We start from the raw sequence: 18,524 nt of genomic DNA, 5'->3' as shown, positions 1-18,524 counted from the left end.
TTAAAATTGGCGGCACCAGGATGGAAACACATTACTGTTTTATGAGGTTTGATGCCTTGATGGATAAGTCAAATAAATTGAGGTGATGTCAGTGAGCTAATAAAAAGAAAAGTAATGTTATTTGCTATTATTGTCTTGGGACGTTAGCGGGGAATGGGGGTTAATAGGTGGAGCATGTGGCGTTTTGATTTATAGGTAAGCCAAAACATCAAGTTAATATAATTATGGAAAAAAGTACAGGGCGCATTACTAATGCCGTTATGAATTCTTTAGTTTATTCATAATAACATTATCAATTAATGTTATGCATTCTTTGTGGCCATTGACATTAAGTTTGCTGTAAATGTTTTTCAAATGAGTTTTGATTGTGTTTGTCGAGACAAACAATTTTTCATGAAGAGATGAGATTTTTTCGCCACGGAAAATTTCGTATAGGACTTGTATCTCCTTCGGGGTTAATCTAAATTCATTATTTAATATTAAATACCCGAAGAATCTGTTTTTATCTGTTTTGTATTTAGATAAACTTTCTTTTTCTAATAATGCTGAAATATATCTTGAAATTAAATCCACGACCAGATTACAGTGGGATACGTCATCTTCAAAATGAATGTTAATAGAAATAGCAGCTACTACCTTATCACAAACGATGATGGGTGTTCCAATCTCAGTCCATTGTTGCAAAAAACCTATTTGATGCTGTTCGGGCCTGAATATGTTTATGCTTTTTTTTTCTAGAGAAACTGCAAGCGCATTTTCACCAACTGAATCAGTAGTCATTTTTGTCCCAAGCTTAAAACCTGATTCAAAAAAATGCTGCATTATGAGCGTATCACCAATAGCATTAATAATGGTGCCGTGCTCATCACTTAGAATAATAAATTTCTCATTAACTAAAATATTATCCAGAACATGATTAAGGAATGATTTCGTACCCTGAATAAGATGATGGTTTTTTGAAAGTATGTTCTGAGTTTCTATATCTGAAAGTTGTATCCTGGGCTTATCATCAGGAAATTCTTTGTGGACAGAAACATCTTTTAAACGTATATAATTCATAATATACCTGACATTGCTCAACATACCCTCCCTACATTTATACCATTAACCAATTTAAAAGCAACAACCAAAAAATGCCGCACAGAAAACATAATTAAATCATGTGGCTAATGTACGGCAAGCAATATGCATACGTTTACGTTTAGCAACATCAAGTTATTACCTTATAGCGCTTTTATATATCAAAACCAGACGTGTTTGAACCTTCTCGTCCACCAACCCCTTCTTTTGCCCATGCTTCTATCCTCTTATCAATAGAGTTTTCACAAATATTTAACTGATGGAAATCAGAACAATCAGGTAATTTTAATGAAATTGTATGTTTAGATGACAACTTTACTTTCCCTGATGTGATATGGCAGTCTAAAACATGCCCACAAATGTTTCGATCATCACTTATGTAATGTATATGAAGCCCGCCAGCGCCAGCATTGATGCATTTGCAATAATCTGGTAACCAAAATGCTAAGAGTGTACCTGAAGTATCGTAAAAGATCTTGTTTGTAGAGTTGTTAACTATTTCCTCTGTTATTATAGGATATGGTTTTTTAAATTTAGGAAAAGATGATGTCTGTATAAAATCAAAATGCCCGTTTATCTTTACAAGATTAACAATATTTTCTGAAATCAAAAAAGATTGGATCTCCTTTCTCAACTCATTAATATCCATAGAATGTTCTAATGTTAATTCACTGTCAGAAATAAAATAAGATAGAAAACAAATGGCAACATGGTGTTCGATAGCTTTATCTGTAGGTGAAATTATTTCTCCATTCAAAATCATTATGTTTTCTTGCATGCCAGCCGTTGCGCCAAAACCAAAATCACCATAATTTTTTAAGTCTTTAACAGTAAAGTTAGTTTCCAATAGTCCACTGCATAGTATTTGGCTGGTTGACACTTGCGTATATACATCAGTTTTATCGTGATTCAACATGACTCCTCCGTAAATTAAATTTCAGTCGTTAAATGAAGAAACGATTTTTTCTAACTGCTCTTTAACTCCATGTAAATTACACTTGTGAAATTCTTGATTGTCAGGTAATTGAATATTTAAGCAGTTTTTATATTGGTATTGGACGGAAATATTCGAAAGAGAACAATCAATAATATGCCCCCCTAAATTTCTTTCTATATCAAGGAAGTGGAAGTGCCAACTTGGACCACATAGGTCTTCAAGTGATACGGGAGTGTAGAAACCAATCATGTATCCTTCGGTTTTATAAATAGTATCAATTTTCTTATTTCTGGCTATTTTATCAATAGAAGGGTATGGTTTTATTTGTTTTGGATAAGACATCAACTTGATCCAATCAAAATTAGCTTTAATCTTGAGGGCATAAAAATAATTTGAACATAGAAAACCCTTCATCAATTCCTTTTTAAGATCGGAAAAATTTACTCTTTTTTCTATCGTAATATTATCTTCGGCGATAAATTCAGTGACCGTCATTTTGGGGCTTTTTGAGTACAGATATGCCTTATGAGTATTACCGTTTTGGTCTGCATGGTAAAATTCACCTTCAACGAAAGTTAATTCGCCTTCTAATCCCTCTACGGCTCCAATGCCAAAATTACCATGTTCTTTTATTCGTGATAACTCCATAATACCATCCAAAAGGCCAACAAAAGTTACACCATATAAGGATAGTTGAAAAATATCTCTATTCATCGTTATCTCCACTTGTGGTAAAAACATTGAACTGTATGAGTAAACATAAACAAAAGGAAACTATAAAATAAAAAATATAGTTAAGAAAAAGGGAATTTGGGGCTAATGAGACGGTAAGAGAACCGAAGGAAGAGATAACTGATACTATCACGCCCGTGAGTGTGCCAAATACAGAGCTGGCTGTCCCAGCTCTTGAGGGGAACAGTTTCATCGAATTAGCAAGTGTATTTGGAACAATAAATCCAATAAAAAAGAAAATAAAGAAAAGACCTAAAATAATTAGGTGAAATGTACTGTCTATGTAACTCGTAAGAATAAAAAATAAAATACTTAATGCTGAACAAAAAATAAGACCGATATTAAGAATGTTAATGCTTTTTATTTTATTCACTAGTTTTTTATTTGTTAAAGAGCCAGAAAAATACGCAAAACCAAGAGCCAAAGCATAATGTCCATACTGAATTGGAGTCATGAAATATTTTTGTTGCAATAAAAATGGGCCAACCACATTGAATAAAACTATAACGCCATAACCTATCCCACCAATAAAGCAGTAGATTAAGAAAGGAATATCCAAAGTTACTTTTTTAATGTTATGCACATTGAATGATTTATTTAATGGTTTAAGGTTTTTGTTGGTTTCTGGTAAATTCACAAAAGATATAAGAGCTAAAAACATCCCATAGATAGCAAAAAAAACAAAATTAGCTTTCCAGTCAAAATAATTTTGTAAGTAACCGCCAATATTTGGTCCAATAATCGGACCAAGTGACCAGCTTAGTCCAAAATAATTAGTGAATTTAAACAAATCACTGCCAGAGAAAACATCTACTATCATGGCTCGTGCAACAACTGCAAGCCCTGCAATACTTAAACCCTGAATGAATCTCCAGAGATTTAGCCAGTAAATTGAAGGAACTAAAGCTATGCAGAACAAACTTGATAGCAAAAAAGTTATACTACAATATTTCAAAATTAATCGTCTTCCTAATGAATCTGAAATAATACCTAAAAAAAACTGCCCAATACCATAACCAAACATATATGTTGCAATAGACAGTTGGACCGTGGATTCCTGTGTATTAAATGCATTACTAATAGCAGGTAGTGATGGGACGTATAGGTCGACTCCCAACCCCATTAAAAAGGGAATAGAAAAAATCAACGTTTTTATTTGAAACGCACTTATTGGTGAAATCTGTGATTTATAGGAATCCATAATCAACTCCGGATATATTTCTAAAGCAAGTTTTTATTATTCAAGTATGTAATACCTTTTTCAAAGGCAAAAAGATTTTCTTGCACTCTGTTCACAGGTAATATTGATTTTAAAACAGAGCGTGCATCTTCTAGGTTATATTCCAGCATGCTTAGTAAAATAGATAGCAGGGAAAAATTCAAATTGACATGGCTGAGTTTTTCAGATTTGAAATAGCTCATTGGTAAAATTATCTCTTTGATGTTTTTTTCTTCAAATATATCTTTAAATTGCAGACTCAGGTCTTTTTCCAAACCAGAGTTTACGCTAGGAGATGTTAATTTATAATCACAAGCAATCACATATCCTTTAGGAGATAAATAATGTAAGTTTCTCAGTGTTTCAGTTTGTTCCAGACCAACTAAATAATCGACTTCTCCAACTGGAATTAGCGGTGACATGATTTTGTCTTTAGATACACGGAGATGTGATGAAACACTTCCTCCTCTTTGTCCTAATCCCATGACATCAAAGCATTTTATCGTATATTCATCTTGAAGAAGTAACTTCTGCGCCATTTTCGCTAATGAAATGATACCTTGTCCACCTACGCCGCAAAAGATAATATTTAGTTTACTGAACTGTTTCATAATTGATTGCTCCATTTCGGCAATTTGAGAGGCATAGTTTGCACCCGATGCATAAATCTTCATCTATATGGATTTTTTCCCCCTGATTATCTTCTAATATTTCAAGGGCAGGGCAACTAATCTGTAGGCATGCTTTGCATTTCAGACAAGAATCTTGATTAATCACGCAGATACCAGTTTTAGAAGGCTTATATTTAACTAAGCATTCTTTTTTGACGATAATTACCCCATTACCATCTCTATTAATAGCCGAGACAACTTTTTGCTCAAAATCTTCAATTTGATAAGGGTCTACCTCTATAACGTCGCTAATACCCAAAGATTCGCATGTATCTTTTATACTGAGTGAGAATGTTCGATCGGATTCGGTAGATGGTACATTTTGACCACCAGTCATCGCTATGCACTGATTATCGACTATGATTACTTTAGTATTTCCCTTATTAAATGTGAGATTGATTAGGCCATTTATACCGGTTGCCCAAAATCCTCCATCACCTATGACTGCAATATATTTTTCTTGATTATTACTTGCACAGTTGTAACCATGGGCTATCCCTATAGAACTGCCCATATGTTTAGCATTAGTAAAGGCATTGATATGGGGAAAAATCCCTAATCCACCACAAGTCACATCTGTCGTTGCCTTAAAGCGATATTTCTTAAGTATATGATATACAAATAGATGTGAGCAACCTGCACAATTCATTGGCAATCTAAACGGAACTCCCTCTAATGGCTGCATAATTTCTGCACCTGGGAGAAATATACTTTTTATTATTTCGGGTGTGAAAAAAGTAAAATTCGGGAATTTATTTAAATTGAGATCATTTTCTATCTTTATTCCCATTGACTTAATCTCACTTTCAATAATTGCCTGGCCATCCTCAATAACATATAATTTATCAACATGATTAGATATTTTTTTAATAAGCCCTAGTGGAAGTGGGTGAACAGCTCCTAACTTCAAAATCGACGCTTGTGGTAAAATTTCTTTTAGATAAAAATATGAGGATCCGGAGGTAATAAAACCAATTTTCTTGTCATTCAATTCAATGGGATTGATATTACTATTCTCAGATAGCCGATCTTTTAATCTATCCATTGAACCGATAAAATCATTATTAAAATTCGTTACTTTGGGATTGGAGTTATTTTTCATACCAATCATAGTTGTTGTTGTCAACACAGCGTAACAACTCTTTTTATATTTAAGATTTCTGACTTCTGAGTATTTATATTTTTCATCAAAGTCAACTATAGAGCTAGTTTTACACGTAACAGTAGTCAGTCTGATCAGTACAGGAAGGCTATATAATTCGCTCAATTTAAATGCGAATTTTGTTAGTTTCAAAGCATCTGAACTGTCGCTTGGTTCAAGGATGGGAACTCCTGCACTTTTCCCATAATAACGGCAATCATTATAATCATCAGTGATTCTGCCTACGTCATCGGCTACAACAATTACCAGCCCGCCATTGATTTGTGACTGAGCAGCAGATATTAAAGCATCATGAGCAACGTTTAGGCCAACCGTTTTCATGACTACCAAACTTCTTGCTCCTGAGAATGAGGCTCCCATAGCGACCTCAAGTGCAACCTTTTCATTCACCGACCATTCACAATAAATATTTTGGTAATCTTGTTGAATATTATCAATGATTGAAGTAGATGGTGTTCCTGGATAGCCAGTAGCAACTTTTATTCCAGATTCAAATGCACCCCGTGCTACTGCATCGTTAGCCGTCATAATTTTATTCATAGTAACCTCGACATTGATATTAATTACTTATAATCAATAACTATTGCTCCCCAGATAAACCCTAAACCAGCACTAACCATAACTACTTTGCTACCGCTTCTGATTATTCCCCGGGATTTTGCTAAGCATAATGATAAAATGGGATCAAATTGCTCCATGTGACCATAGTTTGCCAAATATAATGACTTGGAACTATCTACTTGTATTCTATTTAAAATTTCGTCATGAGCCGATTTTTTCACATGAAGAATAGCTAGGTAATCTATATCATTTAATTGTAAGTTTGATTTTTTTAATGCTTCCTTTATTACCATCTCGAAATTATTTAGTGATGATTCTTTGAGTGCCGATTTAAATATATCCGGCTCTGTCATTGTGAATTTGATTCTTTCATTCACTTTTCCATTAATAATACCAGAATCTTTTATCGCATAACATACATTCGACAGTGAACCATCACACTTGTAACTAGCGCCTAATATATTGTTTTCTTTGTTATCTTTACTTATTAAAACTGATGCTGCCCCTGAACTTAAATCTAGCAAGAAGTGTGTATTTGCATCACTTTCATCTAAATAATCAACATCTCTACAACCTCCGACAAGTAATACATTATTATATTCAGGATGCGTATCTAACAGTGATTGTGCAATAGTGATTCCCACTAGCATAGAACCACACAAGGCGTTTATATCGAAAGCCCATGCGTTATCGGCACCAATATCTTTTGCAATACTAATTGCCGTAATCCACATGATTTTTTCGTTATTTTGACTACCAACCCATATAATTACATCAAGATCTTTTGCTTTTACTAAGGTTTTATTTAATGCATTTTCAGCCGCTTTTACCCCCATGTAGTAACTTGTTTCATGTTTGCGAGCCTCTCTCTTTTTACTAATCCCATATTTATTTATCAAAATACTTTCGGGAATTCCTGTTTTAACTGACATTTGAGAAGCCGTTACTACTCGTGGTGGAAGATAAAGCCCTATACTTTTAATACCACAGCTCATTATTTTTCCCCTTTTTTACTAAATTCACCTACATGTAATAACCTCCATTAATTTGAAAGTTGGTTCCTGTTATATAGCTGGAGTCTTCTCTTATTAAGAAACGTACAACCTCAGCAATTTCTCCTGGCTTAATAAGCCTTTTTATTGGTATTTTATTTATTAATTCTTTTAAGAAATCAACAGGAACTTTTCCAATAACCATATCTGTTTCAGTATAGCCAGGCGATATAACATTTACAGTGATTCCCATACTTGCCAATTCTAACGCTAAGGCTTTTGTGAATCCAATGACTCCCGCTTTCGCAGCACAATAATTTGTTTGTCCAAATTGCCCCTTTTCTGCATTAACTGATGAGATATTAACTATCCTGCCATATTTTTTTTCGATCATCCCGTTTATTATTGGTTGAGTTATATTAAACAAACTCATCAGGTTCGTATTTATTACTAATTGCCAATCATCGAGTGTCATTTTTCTAAATGTTTTATCTCTTGTAATTCCAGCATTATTGATTAGAATGTCAATTACGCCATATTCATCGATGATGGATGAAATGACCTTTTTACAAGAGCTTGGGCTTGTGACATCACACGAATAATAATCTAGATTTGTTAATCCTTTTTCGATTGAGTCATGAAGCCATTCTTTTCCTGCTATATCATTTTTAGATATGGCAATAACCTTTAACCCTTCATCATGTAACATTTTAACTATTGAAAATCCAATACCTCTGGTTCCTCCTGTAACAAGTGCTAATCTTGTTTTCATACAACCCCCTGAAAATATAAAATTCAGCTATTGGTGTTTTCGACGATCATCGCTATACCCATGCCACCACCAATGCATAATGTTGCTAAACCATAACGGGAACTTCTTCTTATCATTTCATGAATTAATGTTGTCAATATTCTGGCTCCTGAGGCACCAATAGGATGCCCTAAAGCTATCGCGCCGCCATTGACGTTTACTCTCTTGGTGTCCCAACCTATTTGTCTATTAACACAGATGGTTTGAGCGGCAAACGCTTCGTTGACTTCTATCAAATCAAGATCAGAAACTTTAAGATTTGCTTTTCTAAGCACTTTTAATGATGCTTCTATTGGACCTGTTCCCATCATGCTTGGTTCAACTCCAACTTCTGCCCATGCTACAACTCGTGCCATAGGGCTGATCATTAATTCTTTCGCTTTACTTTCAGCCATAAGAACAACTGCTGATGCTCCGTTGTTTATGCCTGTTGAATTCCCGGCTGTAACCGTACCCGTTTTTTCAAAAGCTGGTTTTAATGAATGAAGTTTTTCTATTGTTGTATCTGGTTTTGGAAATTCATCTTTACCAAATACTATATTTTTACTTTCCAGCTCCAAAGGGATTATTTCTTCCAAAAATTTTCCTGCATCAACTGCCTTTTTACATTTTAGTTGTGAAAGGTATGAGAATTCATCTTGCTCCTCTCTTGTAATATTGTAATGTCTAGCTATGTTTTCTGCTGTAATACCCATATGGCATTTACTAAATGCATCGCTCAATCCATCATTGATTAGAGTATCGATAAGCTTTAAGTCGCCTAACCTTTTGCCTGTTCGAGAATCGGATAAAATTCGGGCTGCCATATCCATGTTTTCTTGCCCACCAGCTATGACAATTTCAGCGTTACCACATCTGATATCATCAGATGCAAGAGCTATTGCTTTTAATCCTGAGCCACAAACTTCATTGACAGTATAAGCACATGTTTCGATCGGCAATCCTGCTTTTAATGCTGCTTGCCGAGCAGGATTTTGTCCTAATCCGGCGGTGAGAACATTTCCCATAACAACTTCCTGAATGACTTCACTCTGTATCTTGATTTTTTTAATCAATCCTTTTATAACTTCTGCTCCTAAATCTATTGCTGGATAATGCGATAGGCTTCCTCCAAAGGAACCTATGGCAGTTCTTGCTGCTGATACAATAACAACGTTATTTGCCATATAGCCTCCAGCTAATCATAAAGAATTAACTTTTTTTACCGCTCGCAGCTAAAGATGTCATCACTCATAATAAATTTCAGGGGTGATTTTTCTCACCCCGGAAAGTTAATCGACTGTATGAATCATCTTGGCATTTTTTTACATTATTAACATGAATTTGTTTTTCATTTGTATTATCTACTCTTGTTGTGATAATGGTCTGTTTTAGCCCTCGTAATCAGAATTACATGAGGTTTATTAAAGATGAAATTCTTCTCAATTATTCCTCAATTTCAATTATCCTTTGCAGCAACCTATGAGCTTTCCCTGTTTGCTCCATACATAGGGAGGTTCATATGTATCTCGGCACACATCGAGGTAATCCGACCACCATTGCATCATTTCGATTCTTGCTTCCAGATGCTCGGCTTTATGCACGTAAGCAGCCCGCACGCCGTTGCGTTCTTTGTGACTCATCTGCCGCTCAATGGCATCTTTTGACCAGCATCCGGACTCATTCAGGGCGCTACAGGCCATTGTCCTGAATCCGTGGCCGCAAACTTCTGTCTTGGTGTCATAGCCAATCACGCGCAGCGCCTTGTTGATAGTGTTTTCGCTCATTGGCTTATCCAGAGAGCGAAAACTTGGGAAAACGAATACTGAGTCTCCGGTAAGTAGCTTAATCTGTTGTAGCAGGGCGACCGCCTGGCGTGACAGTGGCACCAGATGTTCATCTTTCATTTTTGCGCCACGCTCTGAGAACCTTACGCCTTTTACGGCCTCACGCTGGGCTGGTACGGTCCAGATATGCGCTTTCAGGTTGAACTCATCCCAGCGGGCAAGCCGTAGCTCGCTGGAGCGTAGGAAAACATGCAGATTCAGCTCCAGCGCCAGACGAGTCAGTTCCCTGCCTTTGTAATTACTCATCTTCTCCAGCAGTTCTGGCAGGCGTTTCAGCGGCAGGGCGGGGTGATGTTGGGTCACCACCGGGGTCACGACACCCTCCAAATCGTAAGCCGGATTATATTTAATCGTACCCTGCTGTACGGCGTGGCGCATGATTTTGGTCAGATGTTGGCGTACCCGTCCGGCGACGTCATGCACGCCTTTATCGTCAATGGCCTTAACCAACTGCGCCAGATGGCGGGTTTCAACCTGAGCGATATCCATCGCGCCGATAGTGGGGAAAACGTAGCGTTTCAGACAGGTGAGAATTTTCTCGGCATGAGCTTCCGACCAGAGCTTAAGACTGCTGGTGTGCCATGCCGTCGCTGCATGCTGGAATGTACGGGATTCATCAACGGCGGTGTTATGCGTCTTGCGAAGTTGAAAAGGGCTGATACCAGACGCCAGCAGCTTGCGCGCTGCATCGCGCTTTTCGCGGGCTTCCGCCAGCGTAGTCTGGGGATAGGGGCCAAAGGCCAGACGGCTTTCTTTACCATCGAGGCGATAGCGGAAATACCATAGCTTAGCGCCGCTGGTCGATACCACCAGGTACAGGCCTTGCGAGTCGGTGAGTTTGTATGATTTTGTGAGAGGTTTTGCTGAGCGGATTTTGCTGTCAGTTAACATGTGAGGGTCACTCCAGTTGTCGAACTGAATGACCCGCAATCTGACCCCAAATTTTCCAGATACGAAGGGATAAATCAATACGTATCGGAAAGACTTTTTACGCCAACCTATTGAATTTAAATAATATAAAAATTCATAAGGAAGCATAAAAAAAGAATAGTGGTGCCCGGACTCGGAATCGAACCAAGGACACGGGGATTTTCAATCCCCTGCTCTACCGACTGAGCTATCCGGGCAACGGGGCGCATTAAACCTGATTCACTGCGCTCCGTCAACGAAATTTCTTCATTTCGTCACAGAGTGCACAATCTATCACCACTTTCTGCCCATTGCACGCGCACTCAGGCAAAAAAGGCCGTCCAGAGGGCGGATAGCGGCATTGCCAGCACCAGCGCCGGCAGCATATTCGCCACGGCAAACATCTTTATCCCGCAGATGCGCAGCCCGGTCGCCAGCAGCAGAATTCCACCGACGGCGGTAAAATCGCCCATCATCGCCGGGGTGGTGAGCGGCAGAATAAGCCTCGCGCAGGTGGCGAGCGTCAGCTGAATAATCAGCATCGGAACCGAGATGATCGCCACGGCGATACCGAGGGAAGTGGCGAAGATCAGCGCGGTAAAGAAATCGAGAAACGCTTTGGCGATCAGGATGCTGGGATCGCCGGTCATCCCTTCGCGCATTGCGCCAAAAATTCCGGTCCCGCTGGCGCAAAAGAGAATAATGATCGCCACCAGGCTCTGAATAAACGACTCATGGGCGCTGGAGGCTGACTCGACCGCGTTGCGCTTCTGCGCCAGCTTGCGCAGGGCATTAACGCCGCCGCCGATGCCGCGCTCAACATAACAGAGCTCGCCAATCAGTGTGCCGAGCAGCGTCGCCAGCACCATCACCGGCAGGTTGACGCATTTGACCACCAGTAAAATGCCGATGCCAAGCGAAGCAAGGCCAAAAATGGAGGGCATTGATGAGCGCACGCGCTCCGGTAAACGGTGGCTCATCAGTGCACCGAGCGTGCCGCCGATCAGCACGGCAGCCGCGTTAATAAAAGGACCTGTCAGCACGTTCACACTCCTGAAGTGCCATAAAAATGAATAAGAAGGCGCATACCATAGCATTTTTATGCGCGGCGAAGTGCCACCCAGGTTGCGCCTGCGGGGTAAAAATGACATGATTGCGCGAATTTTCATCCATCTGACGGGGCCGCCTGATGCTGTACATTTCAGCCGTTGACACTGCGTTTCACGCCCGTGCCAGGGCCACTCGCCCCCGCTTATCGTCACTCTTTCTCACCATGCGGTGAGGGTAGCGCACGCTCACCGCAGGACAACAGTAAGATCAGCGGTTTTCTGCTTTTACTGATGTCTGGCGTCCGGAGCTGATCCCAGCCAGACATTTTCGTTGGGCGAAGCCACCGCTTCGTCCGGGGCTTTTTACTCCCCTGAAACGGGTATTCGTGCTTATGAACTCACTGAAAATTGCCGTCAGCCGCGAGCTGCTCTCCACCCTCTCAACCCACCGCGAGGTGATCTCCCTTGAGAGTACCGATTTTACGGATGTGGCGGCAGTCGTCATGACGGTAGCGGAGAGCCGCAGCGGCATTCTCGCGCTGCTCAAACGCACTGGTTTTAATCTGCCGGTCTTTCTCTTCTCCGGCGAACCGGTTACCGCGCCCGAAGGCGTGACGGCGGTAATTAGCGGACGCGAACAGGAGTGGCTGGAGCTGGAAGCCGCCGCCTGTGATTATGAAGCGACGCTGCTGCCGCCGTTCTTCGATACGCTGCGTCAATATGTTGAGATGAAGAACAGCACCTTCGCCTGTCCCGGCCACCAGCACGGCGCATTTTTCAAAAAGCACCCGGCAGGCCGCCAGTTTTATGACTTTTTCGGTGAGAACGTCTTTCGCGCCGATATGTGCAACGCCGACGTCAAGCTCGGTGATTTGCTGATCCACGAAGGCTCCGCCAAGCACGCGCAGAAGTTTGCCGCCAAAGTGTTTAACGCCGACAAAACCTACTTTGTGCTTAACGGCACCTCCGCCGCTAATAAAGTGGTGACCAATGCGCTGCTGACGCGCGGCGATCTGGTGCTTTTCGATCGCAACAACCATAAATCCAACCACCACGGCGCGCTGATTCAGGCCGGGGCGACGCCGGTCTATCTGGAAGCGGCGCGCAACCCGTTTGGCTTTATTGGCGGCATTGACGATCACTGTTTTGATGAAGCCTACCTGCGCACCTTAATCAGCGATGTCGCGCCTGATAAGGCCAGACAGCCGCGTCCGTTCCGCCTGGCGGTGATCCAGCTTGGCACCTACGACGGCACGATCTACAACGCCCGCCAGGTGATCGATAAGATCGGCCACCTGTGCGACTACATCCTGTTTGATTCGGCGTGGGTCGGTTACGAGCAGTTTATCCCGATGATGGCTGACTGCTCGCCGCTGCTGCTCGATCTGAATGAAAACGATCCGGGGATCTTTGTCACCCAGTCGGTGCATAAACAGCAGGCGGGCTTCTCGCAAACCTCGCAGATCCACAAAAAAGATAACCACCTGCGCGGCCAGGCGCGCTTTTGCCCGCACAAGCGTTTGAATAACGCCTTTATGCTGCACGCCTCGACCAGCCCGTTTTATCCACTGTTTGCCGCGCTGGATATCAACGCCAAAATTCACCAGGGCGAGAGCGGGCGCAGGCTGTGGGCGGAGTGCGTTGAGCTGGGCATTGAGGCGCGCAAAGCGATCATCGCCAACTGCAAAATGATCCAGCCATTTGTGCCGCCGGTGATCGGCGGTCGCCCGTGGCAGGATCATCCCACCGAGCTTATCGCCCGCAAGCGCCGCTTCTTCAGCTTTGAACCGGGCGACAAGTGGCACGGCTTTGAGGGCTACGCGCAGGATCAATATTTTGTCGATCCCTGCAAACTGCTGCTCACCACGCCGGGCATCGATGCGGAAACGGGTGAATACACCGATTTCGGCATTCCGGCGACCATTCTGGCGCACTACCTGCGTGAAAACGGCATTGTGCCGGAGAAGTGCGATCTCAACTCGATCCTCTTCCTGCTGACGCCTGCCGAAAGCGCGGAGAAGATGGCGCAGCTGGTGGCGATGATCGCCCAGTTTGAGCAGCATATTGAAGATGACACTCCGCTGGCTGACGTGCTGCCGACCATCTTTAACAAGTACCCGGTGCGCTATCGCGATTACACCCTGCGCGAGCTGTGCCAGGAGATGCACGATCTCTACGTCAGCTTTGACGTTAAAGATCTGCAAAAAGCGATGTTCCGCAAAGAGAGCTTCCCGGCGGTGGCGATGAATCCGCAGGATGCCAATAGTGAATTTATTCGCGGCAACGTCGAGCTGGTGCGCATCAGCGAGGCGGAAGGGCGCATTGCGGCAGAGGGCGCGCTGCCCTATCCGCCGGGCGTGCTCTGCGTGGTGCCGGGTGAAGTGTGGGGTGGAGCGGTGCAGCGCTACTTCCTCGCGCTGGAGGAGGGGGTTAACCTGCTGCCCGGCTTTTCGCCGGAGCTTCAGGGCGTCTACTCGGAAACCGATGCCGATGGCATCAAGCGCCTCTATGGATACGTGCTTAAGTAATTACCGCGCCGTCTGGGATGCGTCTCAGGCGGCCGCGCGGCGGTAAATGCGTCGCGGATGACCAATCTTGCCATACTGCATCTCCACCGCCAGAAAGCCCGCTTCGACACAGTGTTCAAGGTAGCGGCGGGTGGTGGTTTTGCTCAGCCCCGTTTCGCTTACCACCTCATCAACGGAAAAACAGCGCGCCTCGTCGTCGGCGAACAGCTTCTGCACCAGCGCCAGCGTGCTCTCTTCAATCCCTTTGCTGCCGTTATCCTGGCGGTAATTTTTCGACTGTAGCTGATAGAGGGTGTCGACGTTCTGCTGGTCGACAATCTTCCACACCCGCTGCTGCTCGGTGAACTGCACAAAGCGCTCCAGCGACTGGCTCAAGCGCTTCCACGACACCGGTTTGAGAATGTAGTCGAAAGCACCGTTGCGGATCGCCTGGCTACAGGTGTCCATATCGCTGGCGGCGGTAATAAAGATCACCGAACAGTTGGCGTTGATAATCTCGGGGTCGCTAATCAGCGTGATGCCTTTGCCATCCGGCAGGTAGTTATCCAGCAGGATGAGCTGCGGCTGTCGCTGGCTAAGGAGTGTTTTCGCTTCCGCCAGCGATGACGCCATCCCCACCAGCCGCAGGCGCGGATGTTTACTCACCAGCTCAGCGTTGAGCTGCGCCAGCGTCTCTTCATCTTCGACGATCAGCACGTCTATCGGTTCATGTTGCATACATCTCATCCAGGGTGGCAACGGGGCGCGGAGCGCTGCCCGTTTCAGGAATAAACAGAGAAAAAATGGTGCCGCGGGGCGCATTAGCCGACACCTCGATCGCGCCGCCCGCCTGAGTGACATAGCTGGCGATCAGATAGAGGCCAATGCCGTGATCGCCGCGGCGTTTGGTGGTCACCCCGCGTTCAAAAATGCGATCGGCAATCGCCGGATCGATCCCAATCCCGCAATCCGCCACTTCAATGATCAGCTCCCGCTCGTTAAGCAGGATCAGCACATCAACCGGATCGTGCGGCAGGGTGGCGCGCTGGGTTGCTTCAATAGCGTTATCCAGCAGGTTGCCGATGATGGAGATCAGCTCCGCTTCTGCCAGCCCACGACAGGGGCGATCCATGCGGCTTAATGGGTCGAAGTTCAGCTCCACGCCTTTCTCCCGCGCGCGCGCCGCTTTGCCCAGCAGCAGACCGCAAATGGTCGGCGAGGTAAAGCGCGAGGAGATAAAGTCCAGCAGCTCCTGAGCGTGTTCCGACTGGGCCTGAATATAGTTCACCGCCTCGTCATAACGCTCCATATGCAGCAGCCCGGAAAGGGTGGTCATGCGGTTAAGCTGCTCGTGGCGCATAATGCGCAGGTTGTCAGCATAGCGCTTTACCTGGCTTAACTGTGCGCTCAGGCTATCGATCTCATTGCGATCGCGAAAGGTGATCACCCACCCTTGTAAGCTATCTTCAAGCATAATACGCACCCGGCTGGCGATCACCGTCAGGTGGTTGAAACGGCAAATCTCATCATGGGTGTCGCTCTCCAGCATCGTCTCGGCGGCAAAAAAGGGCACCGGCGCAATGACATCGCTAATCGCATGGCCTCGCAGAGCACGGGTCGGCTGGCTCAACCCCAGCAGCTTACGCGCCGCCTGGTTGATCACCTCAATGCGCGACTCGCGATCAATCGCAATCACCCCTTCGTAGATCGACTCCATCATCGCTTTCTGCTGGCGCACCAGCAGGCCAATCTCGCGCGGCTCAAGGGAGAAGATCTGCTTTTTAATGCTGCGGGTAAAAAACCAGGAGAAGACAAACAGCGCGACGAGCAGCAGTACGGCGGCGATAAAGATATTAATCACTTTGCCGAGGGTGATGGCATCCAGATAACTGGTCAGATACCCAACCGAGACAATGCCGACCACCCGGCCATTATCATCAAAAATTGGCGCTTTACTGCGTAGCGAAATCCCCAGCCCGCCTTTGCGAATAGTAGTGGTGCTTTTGCCCTGTAATACTTCCGCGTTATCGCCGCCGACCAGCGTTTTTCCCACCACATCTGCATGCACGGAGTGAAATAGGTGCAGGCCTTTATTATCACCAATCACAATAAAGCTGGCATCGCTGTGGGAAACCACCTTTTGCATAAACTGATTAATAGCTGGAATATTCTTGTCGGCGACAGAGCGCCGTAGATTCGGAATAATCGCAATCTCTTCCGCCTGTATTTTCGCGCGGGCGCTCATCTCCTGATAGAGCTGGCGTCCGACGTCCTTGTAATAATAAACGCCCAGCAGGACGAACAGGCCGGAGAAGAAAAGCACCAGCGAGATAAACAGCTTGATTTGAAAGGAGACTTTCATAACGACACGCGCAGCAATAAGGAAAGGCTCAATGTAACACTTTTCCCTGCGCGGGCGAGCAGTTTGCGGGAAACTTGTGATCCCTTACACAGCGCGTGTTGCTGTGGAAAAACAAGCTGTTACAACCTCCTGTTACGGTTTGTTATGAACATGTATTTCCTTTTAAAAAAACCATAAAAACCACGGCAATAAATAAGAGCCGGCTCACGCAAAATAGAAGAAACCATAAAAACCATAGGTGCCTTAAAAACTCTGGTTTTAATATGCCTGCCCTCACATAAAGTGTGTATTTAGCCCACTACGCTGTAAGCACAAAATAACGAAGGGGCTTAATTATGAGCACAACTGACGATTCATTCTCTGTACCCGGAAAGTCGCGAACGCTTGATAAAACATCACTGAAAGATAAGTGGTGGCACATTATGGATAGCTGGAAAGTCGGGATTATTCCCCTGCCGCTCTTTCTTTTGGCAGGGGCATTAATTGCCGTCGACTGCCTTGGCGGTAAACTGCCGAGCGATATCGTGGTGATGGTCGCCACGCTGGCCTTTTTTGGCTTCGCCTGCGGCGAGTTTGGCAAGCGGCTGCCGATTGTAGGCAAGCTGGGCGCGGCGGCGATTTGCGCCACCTTTATCCCCTCGGCGATGGTCTATTACGGCCTGCTGCCGGATGTGGTGGTTGAGTCCACCACCAAGTTCTACAAATCGACCAACATTCTCTATCTCTACATCTGCTGCATTATTGTTGGCAGCATTATGAGCATGAATCGCACCACGCTGATTCAGGGCTTTTTGCGTATCTTCTTCCCGATGCTGTGCGGTGAAATCGTCGGCATGCTGGTCGGCATGGGCGTTGGCATGGCGCTCGGCATGGAGCCGTTCCAGATCTTCTTCTTTATCATTCTGCCGATCATGGCGGGCGGCGTGGGCGAAGGCGCGATCCCGCTGTCAATTGGTTACGCCACGCTGCTGCATATGGATCAGGGCGTTGCGCTGGGTCGCGTGCTGCCGATGGTGATGCTCGGCGGGCTGACGGCGATCATTATCTCCGGCTGCCTGAACCAGCTTGGTAAACGCTTCCCGCACCTCACTGGCGAAGGCCAACTGATGCCGAACCGCAGTAACGGCGACGAACCAGCCTCTGCCACTCCGGCCTTCTCGGGTAAAACCGATGTCACGACGATTGCCGCAGGCGCGCTGCTGGCGGTGCTGCTCTATATGATCGGTATGCTCGGCCACAAACTGATTGGCCTGCCTGCGCCGGTCGGCATGCTGTTTGTCGCGGTGCTGATTAAGCTCGCTCACGGCGTCTCGCCGCGTCTGCTGGAAGGCTCGCAGGTGGTCTACAAATTCTTCCAGACCTCAGTCACCTACCCGATCCTCTTCGCCGTTGGCGTGGCCATTACGCCGTGGGAAGAGCTGGTTCACGCTTTCACCATCAATAACCTGCTGGTGATTGTCAGCACCGTCTCCGCGCTGGTCGCGACCGGCTTCTTCGTCGGTAAAAAGATCGGCATGCACCCGATTGACGTTGCCATCGTCTCCTGCTGCCAGAGCGGGCAGGGCGGCACCGGCGACGTCGCCATTCTTACCGCAGGTAACCGTATGAGCCTGATGCCGTTCGCACAGATCGCTACCCGCATTGGTGGGGCAATTAACGTCTCCATCTCGCTGCTGGTGCTCGGCAACTTCCTCGTCTGATTCAGG

15 protein-coding genes and 1 tRNA gene are annotated in these 18,524 nt (G+C 44.7%); 2 read left to right on the top strand and 14 right to left on the bottom strand.

Going from position 1 to position 18,524, the window contains the following annotated elements:
* Window positions 1–258 precede the first annotated feature (258 nt).
* The 12 genes from IAE50_RS04115 to IAE50_RS04060 form a co-directional block, all read right to left on the bottom strand.
* Entirely contained in the window at window positions 259–1,059 is an 801-nt protein-coding gene (locus tag IAE50_RS04115) for a helix-turn-helix transcriptional regulator (protein WP_200579638.1), read from the bottom strand.
* Window positions 1,060–1,234: 175 nt separating this feature from the next.
* Window positions 1,235–1,996 (bottom strand): acetolactate decarboxylase, encoded by a 762-nt coding sequence (locus IAE50_RS04110; RefSeq protein ID WP_200579637.1) that lies wholly within the window; start codon window positions 1,994–1,996, stop codon window positions 1,235–1,237.
* Between the two features lie 21 nt (window positions 1,997–2,017).
* Window positions 2,018–2,731: an acetolactate decarboxylase gene (locus tag IAE50_RS04105; protein WP_200579636.1), complete on the bottom strand. Its 714-nt coding sequence runs from the start codon at window positions 2,729–2,731 to the stop codon at window positions 2,018–2,020.
* Complete coding sequence (locus IAE50_RS04100; RefSeq protein WP_200579635.1) at window positions 2,724–3,950, bottom strand: multidrug effflux MFS transporter; 1,227 nt, start codon at window positions 3,948–3,950, stop codon at window positions 2,724–2,726. The genes IAE50_RS04105 and IAE50_RS04100 overlap by 8 nt, the downstream gene beginning before the upstream one ends.
* 20 nt (window positions 3,951–3,970) lie before the next feature.
* Complete coding sequence (locus IAE50_RS04095) at window positions 3,971–4,579, bottom strand: 2-oxoacid:acceptor oxidoreductase family protein (RefSeq protein ID WP_200579634.1); 609 nt, start codon at window positions 4,577–4,579, stop codon at window positions 3,971–3,973.
* Window positions 4,563–6,341, bottom strand: coding sequence for an indolepyruvate ferredoxin oxidoreductase subunit alpha (locus tag IAE50_RS04090; protein WP_200579633.1), 1,779 nt, complete (start codon window positions 6,339–6,341; stop codon window positions 4,563–4,565). The genes IAE50_RS04095 and IAE50_RS04090 overlap by 17 nt, the downstream gene beginning before the upstream one ends.
* 23 nt (window positions 6,342–6,364) lie before the next feature.
* Window positions 6,365–7,357: a 3-oxoacyl-ACP synthase gene (locus IAE50_RS04085; RefSeq protein ID WP_200579632.1), complete on the bottom strand. Its 993-nt coding sequence runs from the start codon at window positions 7,355–7,357 to the stop codon at window positions 6,365–6,367.
* Window positions 7,358–7,385: 28 nt separating this feature from the next.
* Entirely contained in the window at window positions 7,386–8,126 is a 741-nt protein-coding gene (gene phbB, locus IAE50_RS04080; RefSeq protein ID WP_200579631.1) for an acetoacetyl-CoA reductase, read from the bottom strand.
* 23 nt (window positions 8,127–8,149) lie between these two features.
* Entirely contained in the window at window positions 8,150–9,331 is a 1,182-nt protein-coding gene (locus tag IAE50_RS04075; RefSeq protein WP_200579630.1) for an acetyl-CoA C-acetyltransferase, read from the bottom strand.
* A 276-nt stretch (window positions 9,332–9,607) separates the two neighbouring features.
* A complete protein-coding gene (locus IAE50_RS04070) occupies window positions 9,608–10,882 on the bottom strand; it encodes an integrase arm-type DNA-binding domain-containing protein (protein WP_200579629.1) in 1,275 nt (424 codons plus the stop codon).
* A gap of 160 nt (window positions 10,883–11,042) precedes the next feature.
* Window positions 11,043–11,118, bottom strand: a tRNA-Phe gene (locus tag IAE50_RS04065).
* A gap of 105 nt (window positions 11,119–11,223) precedes the next feature.
* Entirely contained in the window at window positions 11,224–11,943 is a 720-nt protein-coding gene (locus IAE50_RS04060) for a DUF554 domain-containing protein (protein ID WP_200579628.1), read from the bottom strand.
* 398 nt (window positions 11,944–12,341) lie between these two features.
* Between IAE50_RS04060 and IAE50_RS04055 the strand changes: the two genes are divergently transcribed.
* On the top strand, window positions 12,342–14,477 hold the full coding sequence (locus IAE50_RS04055; RefSeq protein WP_200579627.1) for an ornithine decarboxylase: 2,136 nt from the start codon (window positions 12,342–12,344) through the stop codon (window positions 14,475–14,477).
* Window positions 14,478–14,501: 24 nt separating this feature from the next.
* Here the strand turns inward: IAE50_RS04055 and IAE50_RS04050 are convergent, their stop codons facing one another.
* On the bottom strand, window positions 14,502–15,194 hold the full coding sequence (locus tag IAE50_RS04050) for a response regulator (RefSeq protein WP_042716834.1): 693 nt from the start codon (window positions 15,192–15,194) through the stop codon (window positions 14,502–14,504).
* Window positions 15,184–16,818, bottom strand: a complete 1,635-nt coding sequence (locus IAE50_RS04045; RefSeq protein ID WP_200579626.1) for a sensor histidine kinase — start codon at window positions 16,816–16,818, stop codon at window positions 15,184–15,186. The genes IAE50_RS04050 and IAE50_RS04045 overlap by 11 nt, the downstream gene beginning before the upstream one ends.
* A 335-nt stretch (window positions 16,819–17,153) precedes the next feature.
* On the opposite strand from IAE50_RS04045, the gene IAE50_RS04040 reads away from it, so the two are divergent.
* Window positions 17,154–18,518, top strand: a complete 1,365-nt coding sequence (locus IAE50_RS04040) for a 2-hydroxycarboxylate transporter family protein (RefSeq protein WP_023480841.1) — start codon at window positions 17,154–17,156, stop codon at window positions 18,516–18,518.
* Window positions 18,519–18,524 lie beyond the last annotated feature (6 nt).

The organism is Kosakonia sp. S42 (assembly GCF_016624785.1).
Taxonomy (GTDB): Bacteria; Pseudomonadota; Gammaproteobacteria; order Enterobacterales; family Enterobacteriaceae; genus Kosakonia; species Kosakonia cowanii.
Note: the sequence above shows the minus strand (reverse complement) of the source record. Positions and strands in the feature narration are given on the sequence as shown.

Excerpts from the sequence above, each read along its gene's own strand:
- IAE50_RS04090 (WP_200579633.1), bottom strand. The coding sequence starts at position 6,341 with ATGAATAAAATTATGACGGCTAACGATGCAGTAGCACGGGGTGCATTT.
- IAE50_RS04045 (WP_200579626.1), bottom strand. The coding sequence starts at position 16,818 with ATGAAAGTCTCCTTTCAAATCAAGCTGTTTATCTCGCTGGTGCTTTTC.
- IAE50_RS04085 (WP_200579632.1), bottom strand. The coding sequence starts at position 7,357 with ATGAGCTGTGGTATTAAAAGTATAGGGCTTTATCTTCCACCACGAGTA.
- IAE50_RS04075 (WP_200579630.1), bottom strand. The coding sequence starts at position 9,331 with ATGGCAAATAACGTTGTTATTGTATCAGCAGCAAGAACTGCCATAGGT.
- IAE50_RS04105 (WP_200579636.1), bottom strand. The coding sequence starts at position 2,731 with ATGAATAGAGATATTTTTCAACTATCCTTATATGGTGTAACTTTTGTT.
- IAE50_RS04095 (WP_200579634.1), bottom strand. The coding sequence starts at position 4,579 with ATGAAACAGTTCAGTAAACTAAATATTATCTTTTGCGGCGTAGGTGGA.
- IAE50_RS04115 (WP_200579638.1), bottom strand. The coding sequence starts at position 1,059 with ATGAATTATATACGTTTAAAAGATGTTTCTGTCCACAAAGAATTTCCT.
- IAE50_RS04110 (WP_200579637.1), bottom strand. The coding sequence starts at position 1,996 with ATGTTGAATCACGATAAAACTGATGTATATACGCAAGTGTCAACCAGC.
- phbB (WP_200579631.1), bottom strand. The coding sequence starts at position 8,126 with ATGAAAACAAGATTAGCACTTGTTACAGGAGGAACCAGAGGTATTGGA.
- IAE50_RS04070 (WP_200579629.1), bottom strand. The coding sequence starts at position 10,882 with ATGTTAACTGACAGCAAAATCCGCTCAGCAAAACCTCTCACAAAATCA.
- IAE50_RS04040 (WP_023480841.1), top strand. The coding sequence starts at position 17,154 with ATGAGCACAACTGACGATTCATTCTCTGTACCCGGAAAGTCGCGAACG.
- IAE50_RS04100 (WP_200579635.1), bottom strand. The coding sequence starts at position 3,950 with ATGGATTCCTATAAATCACAGATTTCACCAATAAGTGCGTTTCAAATA.
- IAE50_RS04050 (WP_042716834.1), bottom strand. The coding sequence starts at position 15,194 with ATGCAACATGAACCGATAGACGTGCTGATCGTCGAAGATGAAGAGACG.
- IAE50_RS04055 (WP_200579627.1), top strand. The coding sequence starts at position 12,342 with ATGAACTCACTGAAAATTGCCGTCAGCCGCGAGCTGCTCTCCACCCTC.